The organism is Saccharopolyspora terrae (genome assembly GCF_004348435.1).
Lineage (GTDB): Bacteria > Actinomycetota > Actinomycetes > Mycobacteriales > Pseudonocardiaceae > Saccharopolyspora > Saccharopolyspora endophytica.
In genome coordinates this window covers 45,646-65,515 of record NZ_SMKS01000028.1, presented here as the reverse complement: position 1 = coordinate 65,515, position 19,870 = coordinate 45,646, and the positions used below count along the sequence as shown (strand labels likewise).

Below are 19,870 nucleotides of genomic sequence, written 5' to 3'. Positions count from 1 at the left end.
CCCTTCGCGTCAGCAAAAGATAATCACAACTCAGCTCGCGTCAACCCTATGCGAGCCGTCGAACCGTGGGGATAGCCCTACCACCGCAACGGGCTGGCACCCTTTTGCCGGGCAGCCGCTCGCGCGAGGCTGGGACGATGGTCGGGAGTGCGGGCAGGTACAACGTGCGGGGCGGCAGGTGGCTGCCCGGCTGGCTGCGCGTGCCCGGCCGCGGTGCCGCCGAGTACCGGTTCGAGCTGGAACGTGCGCTCAACGACGGCCCCGCGGCGGGCCTGTCGGCGCTGGCGGTCGAACTGGACCTGTTCTCCGCCGGAGTCGCCGACCTGCGCGTCTCCTCCCGCATCGAGGTGCTGCGGGAAACGGTCATCTCGCTCATCGAGAACCTGCGCCAGCTCGGCGGGCTGATCCACCCGCCGGTGCTCGCCGAAGGCCTGGAACCGACGTGCCTGTCCCTCGCCGAGCGCTACGACCTGCTGATTCGGCTGGATCTGCCGGAGCACGAGCTCGGCCCGCAGGCGCGAGTGCGGACCGGTCTCCTCGTCGCGGATCACCTGGCTACTCTGGAACCCGGTACGACCGTGCGGGTGCGAGTGCGAGGCAGGAGGGTCGTGCGCGTGCGCATAACCGAGCAACGGCCGGGTTCGTCGACCTGGCGCAATCTGCGGGCGGTGCTGCTGTGCGGGTAGCCATCGCCGAGGACGGCGCGCTGTTCCGGGAGGGGCTGGTCCTGCTGCTGCAGGCTGCCGGGCACGAGGTCGTCGGCTGCGTCGGCGACGGTGATTCGCTGCTGGGGATCGTGGCCACCGAGAAGGTGGACGTGGCGGTCCTCGACATCAGGATGCCCCCGGAACCCGACGGGGGGTTGACCACCGCCGAGAAGATCCGGGCGCTCAGCCCCGAGACGGGCCTGCTGCTGCTGTCCCACTACGCCGAGACGCACTACCTGATGCGCGTGCTGGAGATCGGCGCCGAGCGCATCGGCTACCGGCTCAAGGAGCGCGTCGCGGGCGTCCAGGTGCTGGCCGACACGCTGGACCGCATCACCGCCGGCGAGATCGTGATCGAGCCGACGCTGGCGAAACGCCTGGTCGAGGCGCCCGCCCGGCGGGCCGACAGCCCCATCTCGTCGCTGACGGACCGGGAGGTGGACGTGCTGCGCCTGATGGCCGAGGGCCACGCCAACAACGCGATCGCCAAGGAGCTTTTCGTCTCCGCCAAGGTCGTCGAGAAGCACACCGCATCGATCTTCACCAAGCTGGGGCTCCCGCGTGACCAGGCCATGCACCACCGCAGAGTCCTGGCGGTCCTCGCGTACCTGAGGTCCAGCCGGATCGAGGGCTGAGGAATCGCCTCGCTCGGCGGCGGGGGTGGCAGAACCCGAGAACCCGCGGCGGTGCGGGCTGAGTCCCGCACCGGGAACAGCGGCTCCGCCGCACTGTTGAACAGGACCCAGTGGTGATGCGGAAGAACCGGCGCGCGCACGACGTGGTGGCGTCCGCGCCTCAGGAGCGGTTGGCGGGCGCCTTGGTCGACCAGCTGGCCGACGCCGTCGGCGGGCGGGCCGCCTACTGCGTGCCCGCGGCCGACCGGCCCGAGCACTTCGACGTCGTCGCCGCGTCCCCGGCGGAGGACCGCACCGGAGTCGTCGAGGAGTCCGTCCGGGAACCGGTGCGCGGCGGGGGAGTGCTGCTGGTCGCCGGTGCCCGGCGCTGGGGTGCCAAGGAGCAGGCGGCGTTGCGCGACACCGCCGGTTGGCTGGCGGTGACGGCCGACGTGGACCGGCTGCGCGAGGACCACGCCCGCGCCGAGGAGCGCTTCCGCGCGCTGCGCGGTGAGGTGACCGCCGCGCGGGAGCGGCTGGCGCACGTGCGCGACCTGGAGCGGCGTCGGCTCGTCCGCGCGATCACCACTTCGACGCTGCGCGACCTCGACGAGCTCCGGCGGCGGCTGCGCGGTTTCGGCGAGCACCTCGCCGAGGGCGGCGAGATGGCGCGGATCGCTGAGATCGGCACCGCCGTGGACGACATGCTCGACAACTTCCGCACCGTGGTGCGCGGCGTGTACCCGGCGATGCTGCCGGACAAGGGACCGCGGGCGGCGCTGGAGGAGCTGGCGGCGACGTTGCCGCACCCGGTCCGGTTCTCCGGCGATCTGGGCAGGCGCGTCGGCTGGCAGATCGAGTCCGGCTTCTACCACGGGGTCGCGGCCGTGCTGAACCTGCTGGCGGGCGAGGGGATCAACCGCGAGAACCCGGCCGTCGAGGTGGAGTTCGGGCGCGACGAAGCGCTCTGCGCGCGGCTGCGGACCTCGATCGGTGAGCTCTCGGCGGCCGACCTGCGCGCCGCGCTGCACCAGGACGCCGAACGCCTCGCCGTCCTCGGCGGCGCTCTGGAGTGCTCGGCGACCGGGGGAACCGCGGTGGTGTCGGTGCGCCTCGCGGACCGGACGACGACCACCATCACCTCGCGGGGCGAGGCCAGCGCCCTGTTCCAGCTGGTCACCGACCTGGTGAAGCAGGGGCAGGAAGCGGCGGGCTCGGGACCGGCGCGGGCGGGCTGGGACGCCGTGGCCGCGCGGCTGGTGCAGCCGCCGCGCCTGGCCGTGGTCTCCGACGCGGGCGGACCGGATTCGTCCGAAGTGGACAGCGCGTCCGTGCTCGGGGTGACCGTGGTGTTCGCCGACGGCCCCGCCGACCGAGCGCTGGCCGAGGAGATCGTGGCCGACGACGGCCCGCGCGGCTCGGTCGACGCGGTGCTGTGCCGGGTGCCGCCCACCTCCGGGTTCCGGGCGGCGCTGCGCAGCGACCGCAACCGGGTGGAGCTCAGCGAGACCGCGAGCGCCGACGAGCTAGCGCGCAGGCTGATCACCTGGGCGCCGGTCATCGCCGCCCGGCGCGCGATCGTCTCGGTGCGCGCGCTGCTGCCGGGGCTGCCCGCCGATCACCCGCTGCGGTGGTCGGTGGACCGGATCGCCGCCGAATCCCACGAGATCACCGAACTGGACCTGCTCGACGAGCTCCTGGGCGGGGAGACGCGCCTGCTGCGCGGGGTGTCCGAGGACGCCGCGCGGCTGCTCGGCGCGGAGGGCACCGACCCGCGCTCCCGCCTCGGCCTGGAGCCGGAGGCCAACGACGAGCAGGTGCGCGTCGCCGCGCGACGAGCCGCGGAGCGGTGGCGGGCGCACGCCGTCCGGCCCGTCACCGGCGGCCGGGACGCGTCGGTGTGCGAGGCGCTGGTGCGCACCGCCGAGGGCCTGCTCAGCGCGGGACGACGCCCGTGATCGTGGTGCCCTGACCGGGCGCTGAGCGGACGTCGATGGTTCCGCCGACGGTGGCCATCCGCGCGGAGAGGTTGGGCAGTCCGGGGTTGCGGTCGGTGATGGCGAATCCGGGCCCGTCGTCGGAGACCACGAATTCGAGTCCCCGCGCGGTGTCGCGGACGACGACGGTGATGGTCGCGCCGGGCGCGTGCTTGTGGCCGTTGTTGACCGCTTCCAGGCACGCGAAGTACACGGTGGACTCCACCAGCGGCGGGTAGCGGCGGTGGAATCCCGCGGTGTCGAGGGAGACGTCGGCGTGCGCGTCGAGTTCGGCCGCCAGCGCGCCCGCGAGACCCTGGGTGGACAGCGGGATCGGCAGGATCCCCGCGGCGGTGTCGGTCAGCGCCTTCTCAGCGGCGTCCAGTTTGGACTCCAGCTCGGCGAGCCGTTCCGGGGTGGCGCCGGTGTGCTCGACCAGCGCCATCGACATCTTCAGCGCGACCAGGTGGTGCTGGGCCCCGTCGTGCAGGTCGCGTTCCAGGCCGCGCCGCTCCTGCTCCATCTCGACCGTCGTGCGCCACCGGTCGTCGACGAGCTCGCGCGCGGCCGCGTCGCCGTCGCGGCGGAGCCGGTCGGTCTCGGCGGCCAGCCGCAGCGCGGTGAGCGGAGGGCCGAGGACGGTCGCCAGCGAGTCCACCGGCCCGGCCGATTCGGGGGCCACGGCCAGCACGGCCTGCACCTCGCCGTCGTGCTCGACCGGACGGCTGAGCCAGCGCTCGGCGCCGTGCCCCCACTGGTGCCGTTCGCCGGCGATGGTGAGCGCGCAGCCGGTCGCCCCGAGCGCGGTGCCGATGACCTGCGCGAGCGACAGCGCGTCGGGGGCGAGGTCGAGGCGGGCGAGGTGGTCGGTCACGGCCTCGACGGCTCGTTTCTCCTGAGCGCGCATCTTCCGAACGGTAGCGGTGCGCGAGGAGGCGGTCGCGGTGCGGTCCGGCTGATCAGAAGTGGTGCGCAATATGGCGAGTAATTTTGTCGAAAAGATTGTGAACAATCGTGTCCATCGTTTAGGTTCCTCGCAACGAGATGACCCGATGGAGGACTGCCATGCCAGCCGACACCGCGCGCCGCCGCGGTTCGCAGACCGCGATCCCGTGCCTGCTCATGAGGGGTGGCACCTCGCGGGGACCGTTCTTCGACGAGCGCGCGCTGCCCGCGGACGCCCGGGCCCGCGACGCCGTGCTGCTGGCCGCCCTCGGCTCGCCCGACGAGCGCCAGATCGACGGGATCGGGGGAGCGCACCCGCTGACGAGCAAGGTCGGCATCGTCGCCCCCGGCTCGCGGCCCGGAGTCGGCGTCGAGTGGACGTTCGGGCAGGTGCAGCCCGGCGGCACCGCCGTCGACGTGACCGCCAACTGCGGGAACATGCTGGCCGCCGTGCTGCCGTTCGCCGTCGAGACCGGCATGGTCGAACCCGCCGGCGAGCTGACCACCGCCCGCGTGCTCACCCGCAACACCGGCATGATCGCCGAGATCACCATCCGCACGCCCACCGGACCCGACGGCCGGCGCCACGTCGAATACGCAGGTGAGGCGCGCATCGACGGCGTCCCCGGCAGCGCGGCACCGATCGAGATCGGCTTCCTCGACACCGCCGGCTCGGTCGCGAGCTCCCTGCTGCCCACCGGCAACGTCCGCGACACCGTCGAGGTCGACGGGGTCGGGCGGGTCGAGGTGACGCTGATCGACAACGGTCAGCCGCTGGTCGTCGTCGAAGCCGCCCGGCTCGGCGCCACCGGCTACGAGACGCCCGCCGAGATCGACGCCGACGACGCGCTCAAGGCCGAGGTGGAGGCCCTGCGCCTGGTCTGCGGACGCGCCATGGGGCTCGGCGACGTCACCGACAGGAACTACCCGAAGATGACCCTCGTGGCGCCGCCGAAGCACGGCGGCAGCGTGTCCACCCGCAGCCTCATCCCCCGGGTCGCCCACCGGTCCATCGGCGTGCTCGCGGCCGTCACCGCCGCCACCGCCTGCGTGCTGGAGGGCAGCGTCGCCCACGACGTCGCCACCGGCATCACCGGCACCGAACCGACGGTGTCGGTCGAGCACCCCTCCGGCGAGTTCAGCGTGACCCTCGGGCTCGACCCCGCCGATCCCCAGCGGGTCGTGCGCTCGGCGCTGCTGCGCACCGCCCGCCTGCTGATGTCCGGCGACGTGCTCGTCCCGTCGTCCCCGCTCACCCCCGTCGCGAAGGAGCGCTCCGCGTGATCATCGACGTCCACGGTCACTACACCACCGCCCCGGCCCCGCTCGGCCGCTGGCGCGACGCCCAGGTGGCCGGACTCGCCGACCCGGCCCAGCGGCCCGACCCGGCGGGGCCGGTCATCAGCGACGACGAGATCCGCGAGTCGCTGGAGACCCAGCAGCTGCGCCAGATGGACGAACGCGGTATCGACGTCACCGTGTTCTCCCCGCGGGCCTCCTTCATGGCGCACCACGTCGGCGACTACGAGACCTCCTCGACGTGGGCGCGCATCTGCAACGACCTGTGCCACCGGGTCGCCGAGCTCTACCCGCGGCGCTTCGCCTTCGGCGCGATGCTGCCGCAGTCGCCCGGCGTCGACCCGGCCACCGCGGTCTCCGAGCTGGAGCGGGTCGTGGACCTGGGCGCGGTCGCGGTGAACATCAATCCCGACCCCTCCGGCGGGCACTGGACCTCGCCGCCGCTGACCGACCGCCACTGGTACCCGGTGTGGGAGAAGCTCGTCGAGCTGGACGTGCCCGCCATGGTGCACGTCTCGACCAGCTGCAACCCGGCCTTCCACACCACCGGCGGGCACTACCTCAACGCCGACACCACCGCGTTCATGCAACTGCTGCAGGGCGAGCTGTTCACCGACTTCCCCGAGCTGCGACTGGTGATCCCGCACGGCGGCGGCGCGGTTCCCTACCACTGGGGGCGTTTTCGCGGTCTGGCGCAGGCGCTGGGCAAGCCCGAACCAGAGGAAGCGCTGCTGGGCAACGTCTTCTTCGACACCTGCGTCTACCACCAGCCGGGCATCGACCTGCTGCTGGACGTCATTCCGCACTCCTCGGTGCTGTTCGCCTCGGAGATGATCGGCGCGGTCCGCGGCGTCGACCCGCGCACCGGTCATCACTTCGACGACACCCGCCGCTACGTCGAGAACGCCGGCCTCCCCGCCGAATCCCTCGCCGCGATCGAAGAGGGAAACGCCCGCCGCGTCTACCCGCGCCTGAACGCCCGCCTGACCGCCCAGGGCCGCTAGGAGCTGTTGAGGAAATTGCTTTGCGTGGCGGTGCGGGTGGCGGAACCTGAGCGGTTCCGTGGACTCCGTGCGCCACTCCTGATGTATGCCAATACACGGCGTCGCGGCGTACTCGCCACGAAACCGCTCAGAACCCGCGGCGGTGCGAGCTGAGTCCCACACCTGAAACAGCGGCTCCGCCGCACTCTTCACCACCTCATGACCCCGCCACCGACGAAGGAGTTTCACCGTGCACGAACTCGGAGTCGTCCACCGCACCGTCGAGCGCGCCGACCGCGGGGCCGTCGAGGCCCTGTCCCGGTTCGGCGTGGCCACGGTGCACGAGGCCATGGGCCGGGTCGGCCTGATGCGCCCCTACATCCGGCCGGTCTACCAGGGAGCGAAGCTCTGCGGCACGGCCGTCACCGCACTCCTGCAGCCCGGCGACAACTGGATGCTGCACGTCGCCACCGAGCAGGTGCAGGACGGCGACGTCGTCGTGGCCGGCTGCACCACCGAGAGCGAGGACGGCTTCTTCGGCGAGCTGCTCGCCACCTCGATGCGCGCCCGGGGCGCTCGCGGTCTGATCATCGACGGCGGTTGCCGCGACGTCGACGACCTGCGGGAGATGGACTTCCCGGTGTTCTCCCGCGCCGTCAACGCCAAGGGCACCGTCAAGGCCACCCTCGGCTCGGTCAACGTGCCGGTCGTGGTGGCGAACGCGCTGGTCAACCCGGGTGACGTCATCGTCGCCGACTCCGACGGCGTCGTCGTGGTGCCCGCAGCCAAGGCCGCCGACGTCGCCGCCGCGGCGGCCGCGCGCGAGGCCAACGAGGCGGGCAAGCGGAAGAAGTTCCAGGACGGGGTGCTCGGCCTGGACCTCTACGACATGCGACCCGAGCTCGCCGACCTGGGACTGACCTATGTGGACTGAAGTGACCCCGGGGTGGTTGCCCTGGCACCCGAACCCGAGCGAACCGGCCTTCACCGCGCCGGAAGGGGCCGTTGACGCGCACTGCCACGTCTTCGGCCCGGCCGCGGAGTTCCCGTTCGCGCCCGAGCGCAAGTACACGCCGGTGGACGCGGGCAAGGAGCAGCTGTTCGCGCTGCGCGACCACCTCGGCCTGTCCCGCAACGTCATCGTGCAGGCCACCTGCCACGGCAGCGACAACAGCGCCCTGGTCGACGCGCTGCGGGCCTCGGGCGGCCGAGCGCGCGGGGTGGCCTCGGTGACCTCCGACGTGACGCGCGAGGAGCTGGAACGGCTGCACGCGGCGGGTGTCCGGGGCGTGCGCTTCAACTTCGTCAAGCGGCTCGTCGACGCCGCGCCGACCGAAGCGCTGGAGACCATCGCCGCCAAGATCGCCCCGCTGGGCTGGCACGTGGTCCTCTACTTCGAGGCACCGGACCTGCCCGACCTGCGGGACTTCTTCCTGTCGCTGCCGGTCACCCTCGTGATCGACCACATGGGCAGGCCCGACGTCGGCGCGGACCCCGAAGGGCCCGAGTTCACCGGGTTCCTCGACTTCGTCGCCCGCAGCGGCGCGTGGGTCAAGGTGTCCTGCCCGGAGAGGCTGACCAGGACGGGACCGCCCGCGCTGGACGGCGAGCAGCACGCCTACACCGACGTCGTCCCGTTCGCCCGGAAGGTCGTCGAGACCTTCCCGGACCGCGTCCTGTGGGGAACGGACTGGCCGCACCCCAACCTCACCGACCACATGCCCGACGACGGCCTGCTGCTCGACCACGTCCCGCAGATCGCCGTCACCCCCGAGCAGCGACGAGCGCTGCTCGTCGACAACCCGATGCGCCTGTACTGGCCAGAGGAATGACCGTTCTCGGACCTGCGTGCAAGCGGCGTAGCCGCGAGGCGTGAGAGCCACCCTCGCAGCTCGCACCGCCGCGGGTTCTGAGACGTCGTCTGGCGAGTACGCCGCGACGCCGTGTATTGGGCATACATCAGGAGTGGCGCACGGAGACCAGACGGCGTCTCAGGTTCCGCTACCCGCACCGCCACGCAGCTCAACCGCAAGTGCTTCCAGTAGGAGACCGCAGTGCCGCACTCCGTTACGAACTCGGCCAACCGGCTCGATCGGTTGCCGATCTCGAAGTTCCACAAGACCACGATCGTCGCGCTGGCGTTCGCCTACTTCTTCGAGTTCGCCGACATCAACACCTTCGCCATCACCGCGCCGAAGGTGCGCGTGCTGTGGGGGTCGGACGTCAGCCACATCGCCTACGTGACGTCGCTGTCGTTCGTGGGCATGTTCATCGGCTCGGTCGTGGCGGGCGGACTGGCCGACCGGCTCGGCCGCAAGCGGACCCTGACGCTGACCACGATGTGGTTCTCGGTGTGGTCGCTGGCCACCGTGTTCGCCTGGGACATGCTGTCGATGGGCGTGTTCCGCGTCTTGACCAGCGCAGGCCTGTCCGCGATGACCGTGGTCGCCGTCGTCTACCTCAACGAGGTCTTCCCGCGCGCCAAGCGCGGCAAGTTCCAGGCGTACGTGATCATGATCGGCATCTGCGGCACCCCGGCGACCAACCTCATCGCGTCCTTCGTGGTGCCGATGGGGGAGCAGACCTGGCGCCTGGTCTACCTGTGGGGCGCGATGGGCGTGCTGTTCCTGCTGTTCCTGCGCCGGCTCGTGGAATCGCCGCAATGGCTGGAATCCCGCGGTCGCCACGACGAGGCCGAGGCGGTCCTGCGGGATCTGGAGTCCCAGGCCACCGCCGAGCACGGGCAACTGCCCGCCGCTGAGGAACCGGTGGCGGCCGAGCCCGTCGCCAAGCCGGGCCTGGGGATGCTCAAGCAGAAGAAGTTCTTGTTCCCGACGATCCTGCTGTCGGTGCTGTGGATCACCCAGACCATCGGCTTCTTCGGGTTCTCCTCGTGGGCCCCGACGCTGCTGGCCGCCGAGGGCGTCAGCGTCGAGGACTCGATCTTCTTCGTCGCCCTCACCACCGTCGGCGCGCCGCTGGGGTCCTTCCTGGCCGCGCAGGTCACCGACCGCTTCGAGCGCAAGTGGTGCCTGGTGGTGTTCGGCCTGGTCATCGCCGGGTCCGGGCTGCTGTACGGGTTGACCTTCCTGCCCGTGCTGGTGGTCGTCTTCGGCTTCATGGTCAACCTGTTCGAGCGCGGCTACACGGCCCTGGCCTACGCGTACTCGCCCGAGCTCTACGACACCCGCGGCCGCTCGCTGGGAACCTCGATCTCCTACGGCGTGGGCCGGCTGTCCAACGCCGTCGGTCCGCTGATCATCGCGGCCCTCTACAGCGGCTACGGCTACATGACCGTCTTCTACTTCATCGCGGGCACCTGGATCGTGGGCGCCCTGGCCCTGGCGGTCTTCGGGCCCGCCACCCGCAAGATCCGGTTGGAAGCCGCGGCGGCTCAGGCCGCCAATCCCAGCTGATCGCCGATGGTTCAGCTGGTCTTCGCGGTCAGCCAGGCCTGGAAGCGGTGGGTGAGCGCGACCGGGTCCGCGAGCAGCTTCGGGATGTCGGAGGCGTTGCCCGGTTCGATGCGCACGTGCAGGAACGCCGGTCCCGGAGTGCCGAGCAGGCGGGTGAACTCGGTGCGCAGCGTCTCGGGATCGGTGGCGAGGCCGGTGGTCCACCCGCTGGCCTCGGCCATCGCGCCGAGGTCGATCCGGTCGGTGTAGGTGGGCAGCCCTGCGGTGGAGCCGTAGGAGCGGTTGTCCAGCAGCACCAGCAGCAGCGCTCGAGGCGCGGTGAAACCGCCGGTGGGCAGGACGTTCGGGTTCATCAGGAGGGAGCCGTCGCCCTCGATCCCGATGACCTTCTCCACCGGCGAGTCCTCGACGGCCATCGCCAGCCCGGTGGCCACCGAACCGGCCAGCCCCATCGAGTCCAGCAGGTACAGGTGGTTGTCCCGGTCGGCGACCGAGGCGAGTTCGCGGCTGGTCGCCGCGCAGGTCACCACCAGCGGGCGGTCCTCGGTGAGCTCGACGAGCTGCCGCAGGGCTTCGATCCGGCGCATCAGGCGACCTTCCCGTCGGTGTTCCAGAACGAGGCGAGGACGACGACGGGCCGGTAGGTCATCCGCGCGTGCACGCCGGCCTCGGCGGTGGTCTCCTGCCAGTCCTGCGGGGACGAGCGGCGGTCCAGCTCGAACACCGGCAGCCCGACGGTGCGCAGCAGAGCGGGGGCGTGCTGGCTGATCGAGTGGATCATCGAGTTGTACTCGCCGAGTCCGCCGCGCGTGTTGGCGAAGATCAGCAGCGGCAGGTGGTAGGAGATCGAGAAGGTGGTCAGCGCGGTCAGCGCGTTGCCGAAACCGTTGTCCTGCATGACGACCGCCCCGAAGCGGCCCGCCAGCGGCAGCGCCCCGATGACCCCGATCGCCTCTTCCTCCCGCGACAGCGGGGTGACGTGCGGTGAGACGCCGTCCGCGCCCCCGTCGGTCTCGACCAGCGCGGAGATGACCGGCGCGACCGTCACCGACGGGATGTAGCCGACCCGCTCGGCTCCCGATCCCCAGATGCCCGCCGCAGCGGCCTCGGCATAGCTCGATGTCGTCACAGGCCCACCGTTCGTCGACAGCGTTCACCGAGCGGCCATGCTAACGGCTCGTCAAGCCGCGAAGCGGGCTCCGAGCTCGCGGATTCAGCGGACCCGACCGACGCGGATGGGCGAGAGCTCGTCGGGGCCGAGGGGTTCGCCGCAGTGGTCGCAGGTGGTGCGCGGGTGGAACTCGGCCCCGCACGTGTGCCGCCACGCGGTCGGCGGCTCCTCGCTCGTCGCGTAGCGGTCGCCCCACTCCATGAGGTTGAGCAGGATCGGCTGGAGCGCGCGACCGGACTCGGTGAGCGCGTACTCGTAGCGCGGCGGGTGCTGCTCGTACTGGATCTTGGCGAGAACGCCTGCGGCGACGAGGGTTTTCAGCCGCGTGGTGAGGATGTCCCTGCTGGCTCCGGTGTTCCGCGCGATCTCGTCGAACCGGCGGTTGCCGAAGAAGATCTCCCGCAGCGCGAGCAGGCTCCACCGCTCGCCGACCACGCCCAGCGCGTTGGCGATCGAGCACTCCCGGCCCTTGCTTGCCACGGCTGTCCTCCGATGCGCTCGCCGAGTGGATTGGTTTGTCCAATTTAGCACGTCAATGGGGATTGCTCGTGCTGCGCCATCGCGACCGCCGTGAGTTCGGCGTCATCGCAGGGCTGCTTCTTCGTGGAGAGGCCGCGGCTTCAGTCCGGGGAGGGTGACCCCCGCCGGGTCCGGGACTCGGCCTCGGACGTCGCGATGCGCAGGTCCTCGAGCAGGTCGGCCTGCCCCGCCAGCACCCCGGTGAGGATGCGGCGCGCGACGTTCAGCAGCTCGGCGATGTGCGGGCTGGTGAGCGAGTAGAAGACCGTCGCCCCTTCCTTGCGCGTGACCACGAGTCCGGCGCGGCGCAGCACGGCGAGGTGCTGCGAGAGGTTCGCGGGCTCGACGCCCACTTCGGGCAGCATCTCCGACACCGCCCGCTCGCCTTCGCTGAGCAGCTCCAGCACGCGGATCCGCGCCGGGTGTCCGAGCGTTTTGAAGAAGTCCGCCTTGACCTGGTAGAGGGGCCTGCTCACGGTTGGCCCTCCTCGCGGACTCGGGTCGCGTCGCGGCGATCGTTCGTGGTCATGCCACTGATCTTCTCGCGCCCGCCCTCGGCCGACGTCGCGCACCACCTCGTGCGGGTTCGTCAGGGGCGAACCCTCGGTGATCATGACCGCACGTCGGTCGGGGCGAGAGGCTCGTTCGCGAGGTTTCGGTGAGGCCTCCATCGCGTCTCCGAGCAGTTGTGGTCCGAACCGATCAGGCAAGAGCACCAGTGATCACGGGCGGTTCGGACCAGAACTGCCCCGCGGCCCGCCGGTCGGCGGCTCAGAAGCGGGTGATCACCGGGCGGTGGTCGGAGGCCGGTTCGTTGCGCCGCTGCCGCGGCTGGTCGGTGACCGACGTCGCCGCGGTGTCGATCGTGGTGGCCTCGGCGATGCGTCCGACGAGCTGATGGCTGACCAGGATGTGGTCGATGAGCTCCGGGCGGCCGTTGTAGGTCCGGGAGTGCCGCTTGTCGGCGGGGATCAGGGCGGCGAGGTTCCACAGCCGCGCTCCGTCGCCCTGGTCGGGGCGGTCGAACCCGGGCGTGCCGATCTCGGAGCCGGGCGGCCCGTGCAGCAGCGTCGTGGTCGCGGCGTCGGGGGCGTCGTTGAGGTCGCCCAGGACCACCACGGCCCGCTCCTGGCCGCGGCCTTCGAGCAGCTGGGTGGCGTGGCCGCGGACGGTGGCGGCCTCGGCGGCTCGCCGGTTGAGCGCGTAGACCGCGTAGCGGGCGCGTTCGTCCTCGTCGCGCGGGTTGAACCGGCCGCCCGGGTAGGTCAGCAGCTTCGACTTGAGGTGGCAGGTCAGCAGGGTGAGGTGCTGCCCGTCGACCTCGACGCCGGCCTGCAGCACGGGGCGGCTCATCTGCCGGACGGTCTCGCCGTCGTCAGTGGTCTGCACGGGCTGGAGCTGCTCGGGGAAGTCGGTGACCTGCGCCAGGTCGGTCAGCGGGTGCCGGGAGCAGAAGCCGACGCGGATGCCGCGGCCGTCGGGCTCGGCGAGCTCGGTGTGCCACCGGCCTTCGAGCTTGCCGACCAGGTCCGCGAGCGCCTCGGGGTCACCGACCTCCTGCACGGCCAGCACGTCCGGTGCCATCGAGGTGATGGTCGTGGCCAGCGAGTCCAGCTTGGCCTGGTACTCCTGGGCGGAGTCGGGTCCGCCGTCGCTGCCCGGGCGGAACAGGTTCTCCAGATTCCACGTGCCTAACGTGACCACGACGCTCTCCTCGCGCAGGAATTCTCCGGACGCGAAGAGCGTCGCCAGGTCACTGCGCCGCGCGCAATACCCGCGGGGTCGCGTTCTCCGGCCCTTCACCTGAGATCTTCCCCCGCGTGATGCGAAGTCGACTTCCTCCGAAAACCCCGCACCGGAAGGAAATCGTCCGATCGTTCGGGCGAGCATTATTGCCGAATCGTAAGAAGCGGAGGGAGGGGTGACGAAATAACAACTGCGACAACAGTTTTGAGTGATCGGGATCTGGACATGCGTCCACTCGCGTGTCATGGTCTTCAGCCATGCTCGTACCGACTGGGCGGTCTGCCGTCGTGAGTTGATGTCGCACGTCGTCGTGGTCGGCGAGAGGTCGGATCAACGGAGGGGTTTCGATGCGAAGACGAACCACGGCGATCCTGCTGGCCTGCGCGTTAGCGGGTGCGACGGGGCTGACCGCGCAGGCCGCGCCCGCGCCCGAGGGCGACTACATCGTGGTGCTCAAGGACGGCACCGACGCGAAGGCCAAGGCGGACAAGCACTCCCAGGACAACGGCGCCAAGGTCGGGCACCTCTACCAGTCGGCGCTGAAGGGCTACTCCGGCCGGATGAGCGAGCAGTCGCGCGACCGCATCGCGGCCGATCCCGACGTGGCCTGGGTGGAGCCGGTCCGCCAGGTGCGCAGCACCGCTCAGTCGCTGCCCACCGGCGTCGACCGCGCCAACGCCGACGCCAGCCCGACCGCCGGGATCGACGGCACCGACCAGCGCACCGACGTCGACGTCGCGGTCATCGACACCGGCGTGGACAGCGACCACCCGGACCTCAACGTGGTGGGCGGCAAGAACTGCACGCTGCCGGTGCTCCCGCCGGAGGACGGTCACGGTCACGGCACTCACGTCGCCGGCACCATCGGTGCGCTCGACAACGGTGACGGCGTCGTCGGCGTGGCCCCGGGCGCGCGGATCTGGCCGGTCAAGGTCCTCAACGACGCGGGCATCGGCACCACAGCCGACGTCGTCTGCGGCATCGACTACGTCGCGGCCAACGCCGGGCAGATCGACGTGGCCAACATGAGCCTCGGCGGCGAGGGCAGCGACGACGGGCAGTGCGGCCGCAGCAGCGGCGATTCCGAGCACCAGGCCATCTGCCGCGCGGTCTCGGCCGGCGTCACCTTCGCGGTCGCCGCGGGCAACGACGCCGCCGACGCCAAGGACAGCGTCCCGGCCGCCTACGACGAGGTCATCACGGTCAGCGCGCTGGCCGACTTCAACGGCCGACCGGGCGGCGGCGCTCCGGCGACCTGCCGGGAGGACGAGGACGACACCTTCGCCGACTTCTCCAACTTCGGCGCCGACGTCGACCTGATCGCACCGGGCGTGTGCATCAACTCCACCTGGCCCAACGGCACGTACAACACGATCTCCGGGACCTCCATGGCCACACCGCACGTGGCGGGAGGCGCCGCCCTCCACAAGGCGACCCACCCGACCGCGTCCCCGGAGCAGGTCAAGAACGCCTTGCGGGCAGCGGGAACGAAGGACTGGACCTGGCCGTCGCAAGACCCCGACGGAACCCAGGAACCCCTCCTCGACGTCTCCGGCTTCTAGATCCCGGCCTTCCGGGGCGGGAACCGCGGTGCACGCACACCGGTTCCCGCCCCGCTCCAGTCCGGTGCCGGCTCCCCGAATACGGCCGTAATCCGACCCCTGAATACCGCCGTAATCAGGTACCGGAAAACGGCCGTATTCGGGTCCCCGACTACGGTGGTGATCCGGGACTCCGGGTGTGGGCGGGGGTTTTCTCGGGCTGTGGTGACGTTGGTGCTCGGAAACGCGTGGTCGGGCTCCTAGGGTGGTCACGTGGTTCGGATGGTGCACTTGAACGGGCCTCCGGGGATCGGGAAGTCGACGTTGGCCCGGCGGTACGTCGACGAGCACGCGGGGGTGCTCAACCTCGACGTGGACGTGCTGCGCGGTTTGATCGGGGGCTGGCGGGAGCACTTCGCCGAGGTCGGGGAGATCGTTCGGCCGTTGGCGCTGCGGATTGCCGGCGAGCACCTGCGCGGTGGGCGGGACGTGGTCTTCCCGCAATTCCTGGCCCGGACGGCGGAGATCGAGCGGTTCGAGGCCGTGGCTCGCGACAGCGGCGCCGAGTTCGTCGAGGTCATGGTGCTCGACACGCGGCGGCGCTCCGTGGAGCGGTTCGCCCGGCGGGGCGGTGGCGGTGACCCCGACTGGCACGAGCAGGTCAAGAAGATCGTGGCGCGGGAAGGCGGGGCCGAATTCCTGGGCCAGGCCTACGACCAGCTCGCGGAGGTCGTTCGGAGCCGGCCGGCGGTGACGGTCCTGAGCAGCGAAGAAGGGGCCGTGGAGCGGACTTACGACGCGCTGCTCTCGGTCCTCTCCAGATGAACAGCACCGCGGCGCCGGACCCCCCGTTCCGGCGCCGCGATGTTCACCTGTCCGCCCGGGTCAGTACGGGCAGGTCGACTGGTAGTCCGAGATCGCCGGGTCGCCCTCCGGGGGCGGGCACAGGAACTGGTCGTAGCGGGTGTCGTCGTCGAGGAACCGCTTGAGCCAGGAGATGCCGAACTTGGCGATCGTGGTGTTGTCGCTGTTGGGCGCGAAGTGGCTGGCGCCGGCCAGTTCCAGGTAGGCCTTGCCCGGGTCGTCGGGCAGGCTCTCGTAGAACGGCTTGGAGTGCTGGGAAACCGGCGCGATCGTATCGTTCTGCGCGCCGATGACCAGCGTCGGCGCGCCCACCCCGGAGAAGTCCTTGGTGGTGTGCCACGGGGTCAGCGGGACGACGGCCTTGAGCGCCGGGTTGTCCAGCGCGGCCTTCAGCGAACCGCCGCCGCCCATCGAGTGGCCCATCACGCCGAGCCGAGCCGGGTCGATGAGGTCCTTCACGCTGCTGTCGTTGGTGAGGTAGTCCAGGGACGCCTGCAGCTGTTGAGCGCGGGAATCGGGCTGGTCGGAGGTGGAGTTGGTGTCGATCGTGAACACCACGAAGCCCTGCGAGGCGAGCCTCGGGCCGAGCCACGCGATGGAGTCCTGCGTCCCGGTGTAGCCGGGGGAGATCGACACCGCGGAGAACAGCCCGTCGGCGGTGTCGGTCGGGTAGTAGATCGTCCCGCCGCCGAAACCGGTGACGCTCAAGCGCGACACGGATTCCTCGTCGACCTCGAACGGTCCGCGCGGGGCGGTGACGCTCTCCTCGGTCGGGTCGGGACCGTGCACGTCGGCGGGTTCGGCCGCCTGGGCCAGCGTGACGCTGCCGCTGACCAGCCCGAGCACGGCCGTGGAGACGACCAGTAATCGGCGGAATCGGGCGAGGGGACTGGTGGAACGTTTCAATTCCATGTATTCGTCCTCTTGGGGAGGCGCCCTTCGATCGGGCGCACCGGATGGGTCCTCGCGAAGTTCCTCGGGTCGCACGACCGTCGAAACGCGTTCGGCACACGAGCAAGAGTTCCGGAACGCGATCGACTTTAAAGTAGCTCTACCAATTGGTCAATCAATCTCTCGGACCAGCTACTCTGGCGTCATGGAACGGGTCGACGGACGGAAGCTGCGCTTCCAGCACCGTCGCGGCGAGGTTCTGGCCGCCGCGACGGAACACGCCCTGGAGAAGGGCCTCGACGACCTGTCGCTGCGCAAGGTCGCCGAGTCGGTCGGGGTCAGCCACGCGACGCTGGTCCACCACTTCGCGTCCAAGGACCGGCTCGTCGCCGAGATCGTCGACCGGGTGCTGGCCGAAACGCTGTCGCTGCCGGACATGCCGCGCGACGACCCCGATCCGCTGCGCGCCATCTGGCGCCGGGCCACCAGTGAGAGCGGCCGCCGGTACGTCCGGCTGTTCGTGGCGATCACCGGCCACACCATGTACGGCGACCCCGCGCTGACCGAGGCCGTCGCGACCTCGATGCGGCAGCGCAACGACCTCATCGCCGCCGGGCTGGTCCGCTACGGCTGCGCGGAATCGCGGGCGCAGGCCGTGGCGACCTCGCTGATGTCGACCTTGCGCGGTCTGTTCGTCGACCTGCTCGCCACCGGCGACGAGCAGCGCGTGGCAGCCGCTTTCGACGACTTCGCCGCGGACGTCCAGCGGCGCGCCCTCGACGGCTTCAGCTGAACCTCCGCGCGGGTGCTCCGTTCGGCGGCATCCGGTGACCTCTTCGGCCGCTTCTTCGGGTCCGCGCGGACACGTAGAAAGCTGTGCATGGGTCTCACATCCGGTGCTGGTCACAGCCGTCGCGCCTTCCTGTCCGCCTCCGCCGGCATCACCGGCGCCGTCGTGCTCACCGGCACCGCCGGGGCCGCTGACCTGCGGCCGGTCGGAGGGGGAGCGCTGCCGCCCGGTGATCCGATCTCGCCGCAGGAGCCCGACGCGCGGCTGCGCGCGCTGCTCGCGCAGGTCGACGAGCGGCGGATCGAGGACGTGGTGCGCAAGCTGGTGAGCTTCGGAACGCGGCACACCCTGTCCAGCCAGGACGACCCGCAGCGCGGCATCGGAGCCGCGCGCGACTGGTTGTTCGCCGAGATGCAGGCCTGCGCGGCCCGTTCCGGCGGGCGGATGACCGTCGAGCTGCAGTCCTACGACCAGGAGCCCGCCAACCGCATCCCGGTCACCACCCGGATCACCAACGTGGTCGCCACCATCCGCGGCACCACCGACCCGGATCGGGCGCACGTGGTCAGCGGGCACTACGACTCCCGCGCCACCGACGTCATGGACGCCGTCAGCGATGCGCCCGGTGCCGACGACGACGCCTCCGGCGTGGCGGTCGTGCTCGAACTGGCGCGGCTGCTGGCCGAGGAGCCGATCGAGTCCACAGTGGTCCTGGCGGCCGTGGCCGCCGAGGAGCAGGGGCTCTACGGCGCGAACCACATGGCCGAGCTCTTCGCCGCCGACGGCGTGGACGTGCGCGCGATGTTCACCGACGACATCGTCGGAGCCAGCCGCGCCGACGACGGCACCTCCGATCCGCGCACCATCCGGTTGTTCGCCGAAGGCGTGCCCACCTCGGAAACCCCGGAGGAGGCCGAGACCCGGCGCTCGGTGGGGGCGAGAACGATTCGCCGTCGCGCCAGCTCTCCCGCTTCGTCACCGACGTCGCCGCCAACTCCGCGACGGGGATGGATGTTCGAGTCATCTACCGACGAGACCGCTTCCTGCGCGGCGGTGATCACATCCCGTTCCTCGAGAAGGGCTATCCGGCAGCGAGGTTCACCGAGCCGAACGAGGACTTCCGGCACCAGCACCAGGACGTGCGCGAGGAGGGCGGTGTCCGCTACGGGGACCTGCCGGAGTTCTGCGACTTCGGCTACATCGCCCGCGTCGCCAAGGTCAACCTGGCGGCGATCTGGTCGCTGGCGCAGGGGCCGGGCGCGCCCACCGGCGTGGTCGTGCGCACCGCGAACCTGACCAACGACACCGAACTGGTCTGGGAACGCGGCCCGGAGCCGGACCTGGCCGGGTACGAGGTCGTGTGGCGCGAGACGACCGACTCCGACTGGACGCACCGCATCGACGTCGGCGACGTCACGACAGCGGTGATCGACCTGTCGAAGGACAACGTCTTCTTCGGCGTGCGCGCGATCGACGCCGACGGCCACCGCAGCCCGGTCACCTTCCCCCGCCCCCAGCGGGACTAGCCCGGCGGAGTCACCAGGTGGCTGTTCGGACCAGAAATGCCCGACGTGGACGTCAGGGCTTCGTCGCCACGGCTCCGTAGATGAGGTTGGTGATCTCCGACCTCGGCGTGAGCGAGGGGCCTTCGGGCCACCAGTCGACCGTGCGGACCAGGCCGGGGGAGAGGACGTCCAGGCCGTCGAGGAAGGACAGAACCTCCTCGTTGCTGCGCCACCAGCAGGACGCGACCATCTCGTGCAGCGTGCTCTCGATCGTGCGGGCCATCTCGCGGTGCTTCTCCGAGCCAGGCGGCCAGCTGAAGTGCGACATCGCCACGTACGACCCGGGGGCGAGCGCTTCGACGTAGCGCTGCATGACCTCGCGCGGCCGGTGCTCGTCGGAGACGTGGTGCATGGTGCCCGAGTGGATCAGCGCGATCGGGCGCTCGAAGTCCAGGTTCGCGGTGATCACCGGGTCGCTGAGGATCTCGTCGGGATGGCGCAGGTCGTTGATGGAGAAGTGGGTGTTCTCGTTCTCCGCCAGCATCGCCCGCCCGTAGGCGGCGACGGTCGGGTCGTTGTCGACGTAGACGACGACGGCGTCGGGGTTGTTGGCCTGGGCGACCTGGTGCACGTTCTGCATCGTCGGAAGCCCGCAGCCCAGGTCCAGGAACTGGTCGATGCCGGCGTGCAGCGGCGAGCTCAGGAACCGCGCGGCGCGGATCAGCCAGTACCGGTTCTCCTGGGCGAGCGGCCGGGCCGCGGGCACGATCTCCTCGATGGCCTTGAGGATCGTCCGGTCGACCTCGAAGTTGTCCTTGCCGCCCAGCCAGTGGTCGTAACCGCGGGCGACGCTGGGCGAGGAGGTGTCGATGTCGGTGACGGGACGCTCGTCGTGCATGCCGC

21 protein-coding genes are annotated in these 19,870 nt (G+C 70.8%); 13 read left to right on the top strand and 8 right to left on the bottom strand.

Annotated features, from left to right (window positions below):
- The first annotated feature begins 137 nt into the window (after positions 1–137).
- From E1181_RS17155 to E1181_RS17145, 3 genes are all read left to right on the top strand, one after another.
- Positions 138–686: a hypothetical protein gene (locus E1181_RS17155; protein WP_132675954.1), complete on the top strand. Its 549-nt coding sequence runs from the start codon at positions 138–140 to the stop codon at positions 684–686.
- Positions 677–1,342 (top strand): response regulator transcription factor, encoded by a 666-nt coding sequence (locus E1181_RS17150; protein WP_132675952.1) that lies wholly within the window; start codon positions 677–679, stop codon positions 1,340–1,342. The genes E1181_RS17155 and E1181_RS17150 overlap by 10 nt, the downstream gene beginning before the upstream one ends.
- Before the next feature lie 116 nt (positions 1,343–1,458).
- Positions 1,459–3,279, top strand: coding sequence for a serine/threonine-protein kinase (locus E1181_RS17145; RefSeq protein WP_132675950.1), 1,821 nt, complete (start codon positions 1,459–1,461; stop codon positions 3,277–3,279).
- Here E1181_RS17145 and E1181_RS17140 read toward each other — a convergent pair.
- The gene (locus E1181_RS17140) at positions 3,257–4,204 is read right to left on the bottom strand and encodes a sensor histidine kinase (protein WP_132675948.1); all 948 of its coding nucleotides are present in this window, start codon (positions 4,202–4,204) and stop codon (positions 3,257–3,259) included. The two genes, E1181_RS17145 and E1181_RS17140, sit on opposite strands and share 23 nt — an antisense overlap.
- A gap of 158 nt (positions 4,205–4,362) precedes the next feature.
- Between E1181_RS17140 and E1181_RS17135 the strand changes: the two genes are divergently transcribed.
- The 5 genes from E1181_RS17135 (at position 4,363) to E1181_RS17115 (ending at position 9,940) form a co-directional block, all read left to right on the top strand.
- Complete coding sequence (locus tag E1181_RS17135; protein WP_132675946.1) at positions 4,363–5,526, top strand: 4-oxalomesaconate tautomerase; 1,164 nt, start codon at positions 4,363–4,365, stop codon at positions 5,524–5,526.
- Positions 5,523–6,545 carry an amidohydrolase family protein gene (locus E1181_RS17130; protein WP_132675944.1) on the top strand — a complete coding sequence of 341 codons (1,023 nt, stop codon included), beginning with the start codon at positions 5,523–5,525 and terminating at the stop codon, positions 6,543–6,545. Before E1181_RS17135 ends, E1181_RS17130 begins: the two co-directional genes overlap by 4 nt.
- Positions 6,546–6,774: 229 nt before the next feature.
- Entirely contained in the window at positions 6,775–7,458 is a 684-nt protein-coding gene (gene ligK / locus E1181_RS17125) for a 4-carboxy-4-hydroxy-2-oxoadipate aldolase/oxaloacetate decarboxylase (protein WP_132675942.1), read from the top strand.
- Positions 7,448–8,356: an amidohydrolase family protein gene (locus E1181_RS17120; RefSeq protein ID WP_132675940.1), complete on the top strand. Its 909-nt coding sequence runs from the start codon at positions 7,448–7,450 to the stop codon at positions 8,354–8,356. Before ligK ends, E1181_RS17120 begins: the two co-directional genes overlap by 11 nt.
- Before the next feature lie 222 nt (positions 8,357–8,578).
- Positions 8,579–9,940, top strand: coding sequence for an MFS transporter (locus E1181_RS17115; RefSeq protein ID WP_132675938.1), 1,362 nt, complete (start codon positions 8,579–8,581; stop codon positions 9,938–9,940).
- An 11-nt stretch (positions 9,941–9,951) separates the two neighbouring features.
- Here the strand turns inward: E1181_RS17115 and E1181_RS17110 are convergent, their stop codons facing one another.
- The 5 genes from E1181_RS17110 to E1181_RS17090 form a co-directional block, all read right to left on the bottom strand.
- Positions 9,952–10,527 (bottom strand): thiamine pyrophosphate-dependent enzyme, encoded by a 576-nt coding sequence (locus E1181_RS17110; protein WP_132675936.1) that lies wholly within the window; start codon positions 10,525–10,527, stop codon positions 9,952–9,954.
- On the bottom strand, positions 10,527–11,069 hold the full coding sequence (locus E1181_RS17105) for a thiamine pyrophosphate-binding protein (protein ID WP_132675934.1): 543 nt from the start codon (positions 11,067–11,069) through the stop codon (positions 10,527–10,529). The genes E1181_RS17110 and E1181_RS17105 overlap by 1 nt, the downstream gene beginning before the upstream one ends.
- A gap of 84 nt (positions 11,070–11,153) precedes the next feature.
- Positions 11,154–11,591, bottom strand: coding sequence for a winged helix-turn-helix transcriptional regulator (locus tag E1181_RS17100; protein WP_132675932.1), 438 nt, complete (start codon positions 11,589–11,591; stop codon positions 11,154–11,156).
- A 140-nt stretch (positions 11,592–11,731) separates the two neighbouring features.
- Complete coding sequence (locus E1181_RS17095; protein ID WP_132675930.1) at positions 11,732–12,106, bottom strand: ArsR/SmtB family transcription factor; 375 nt, start codon at positions 12,104–12,106, stop codon at positions 11,732–11,734.
- Positions 12,107–12,401: 295 nt separating this feature from the next.
- Entirely contained in the window at positions 12,402–13,334 is a 933-nt protein-coding gene (locus tag E1181_RS17090) for an endonuclease/exonuclease/phosphatase family protein (RefSeq protein ID WP_132675928.1), read from the bottom strand.
- A gap of 389 nt (positions 13,335–13,723) precedes the next feature.
- Between E1181_RS17090 and E1181_RS17085 the strand changes: the two genes are divergently transcribed.
- Together E1181_RS17085 and E1181_RS17080 are read left to right on the top strand one after the other, a co-directional pair.
- A complete protein-coding gene (locus E1181_RS17085; protein ID WP_132675926.1) occupies positions 13,724–14,938 on the top strand; it encodes a S8 family peptidase in 1,215 nt (404 codons plus the stop codon).
- Between the two features lie 261 nt (positions 14,939–15,199).
- Entirely contained in the window at positions 15,200–15,742 is a 543-nt protein-coding gene (locus E1181_RS17080) for an AAA family ATPase (protein ID WP_132675924.1), read from the top strand.
- Positions 15,743–15,802: 60 nt separating this feature from the next.
- Here the strand turns inward: E1181_RS17080 and E1181_RS17075 are convergent, their stop codons facing one another.
- Positions 15,803–16,693: a poly(ethylene terephthalate) hydrolase family protein gene (locus E1181_RS17075; protein WP_132675922.1), complete on the bottom strand. Its 891-nt coding sequence runs from the start codon at positions 16,691–16,693 to the stop codon at positions 15,803–15,805.
- A 184-nt stretch (positions 16,694–16,877) separates the two neighbouring features.
- Between E1181_RS17075 and E1181_RS17070 the strand changes: the two genes are divergently transcribed.
- The 3 genes from E1181_RS17070 (at position 16,878) to E1181_RS32185 (ending at position 18,988) form a co-directional block, all read left to right on the top strand.
- On the top strand, positions 16,878–17,465 hold the full coding sequence (locus E1181_RS17070; RefSeq protein WP_165944649.1) for a TetR/AcrR family transcriptional regulator: 588 nt from the start codon (positions 16,878–16,880) through the stop codon (positions 17,463–17,465).
- Between the two features lie 87 nt (positions 17,466–17,552).
- Positions 17,553–18,758, top strand: coding sequence for a M20/M25/M40 family metallo-hydrolase (locus E1181_RS17065; RefSeq protein ID WP_235876837.1), 1,206 nt, complete (start codon positions 17,553–17,555; stop codon positions 18,756–18,758).
- Positions 18,740–18,988: a hypothetical protein gene (locus tag E1181_RS32185; protein WP_235876836.1), complete on the top strand. Its 249-nt coding sequence runs from the start codon at positions 18,740–18,742 to the stop codon at positions 18,986–18,988. The genes E1181_RS17065 and E1181_RS32185 overlap by 19 nt, the downstream gene beginning before the upstream one ends.
- A 52-nt stretch (positions 18,989–19,040) precedes the next feature.
- Here the strand turns inward: E1181_RS32185 and E1181_RS17060 are convergent, their stop codons facing one another.
- The gene (locus E1181_RS17060; protein WP_132675918.1) at positions 19,041–19,865 is read right to left on the bottom strand and encodes an SAM-dependent methyltransferase; all 825 of its coding nucleotides are present in this window, start codon (positions 19,863–19,865) and stop codon (positions 19,041–19,043) included.
- Positions 19,866–19,870: the final 5 nt, after the last annotated feature.

Bases quoted from the DNA above. Each gene is read 5' to 3' on its own strand.
- E1181_RS17145 (WP_132675950.1), top strand. From the start codon at position 1,459: ATGCGGAAGAACCGGCGCGCGCACGACGTGGTGGCGTCCGCGCCTCAG.
- E1181_RS17065 (WP_235876837.1), top strand. From the start codon at position 17,553: ATGGGTCTCACATCCGGTGCTGGTCACAGCCGTCGCGCCTTCCTGTCC.
- E1181_RS17070 (WP_165944649.1), top strand. From the start codon at position 16,878: ATGGAACGGGTCGACGGACGGAAGCTGCGCTTCCAGCACCGTCGCGGC.
- E1181_RS17155 (WP_132675954.1), top strand. From the start codon at position 138: ATGGTCGGGAGTGCGGGCAGGTACAACGTGCGGGGCGGCAGGTGGCTG.
- E1181_RS17135 (WP_132675946.1), top strand. From the start codon at position 4,363: ATGCCAGCCGACACCGCGCGCCGCCGCGGTTCGCAGACCGCGATCCCG.
- E1181_RS17075 (WP_132675922.1), bottom strand. From the start codon at position 16,693: ATGGAATTGAAACGTTCCACCAGTCCCCTCGCCCGATTCCGCCGATTA.
- E1181_RS17060 (WP_132675918.1), bottom strand. From the start codon at position 19,865: ATGCACGACGAGCGTCCCGTCACCGACATCGACACCTCCTCGCCCAGC.
- E1181_RS17080 (WP_132675924.1), top strand. From the start codon at position 15,200: ATGGTGCACTTGAACGGGCCTCCGGGGATCGGGAAGTCGACGTTGGCC.
- E1181_RS17140 (WP_132675948.1), bottom strand. From the start codon at position 4,204: ATGCGCGCTCAGGAGAAACGAGCCGTCGAGGCCGTGACCGACCACCTC.
- E1181_RS17085 (WP_132675926.1), top strand. From the start codon at position 13,724: ATGCGAAGACGAACCACGGCGATCCTGCTGGCCTGCGCGTTAGCGGGT.
- E1181_RS17110 (WP_132675936.1), bottom strand. From the start codon at position 10,527: ATGCGCCGGATCGAAGCCCTGCGGCAGCTCGTCGAGCTCACCGAGGAC.
- E1181_RS17120 (WP_132675940.1), top strand. From the start codon at position 7,448: ATGTGGACTGAAGTGACCCCGGGGTGGTTGCCCTGGCACCCGAACCCG.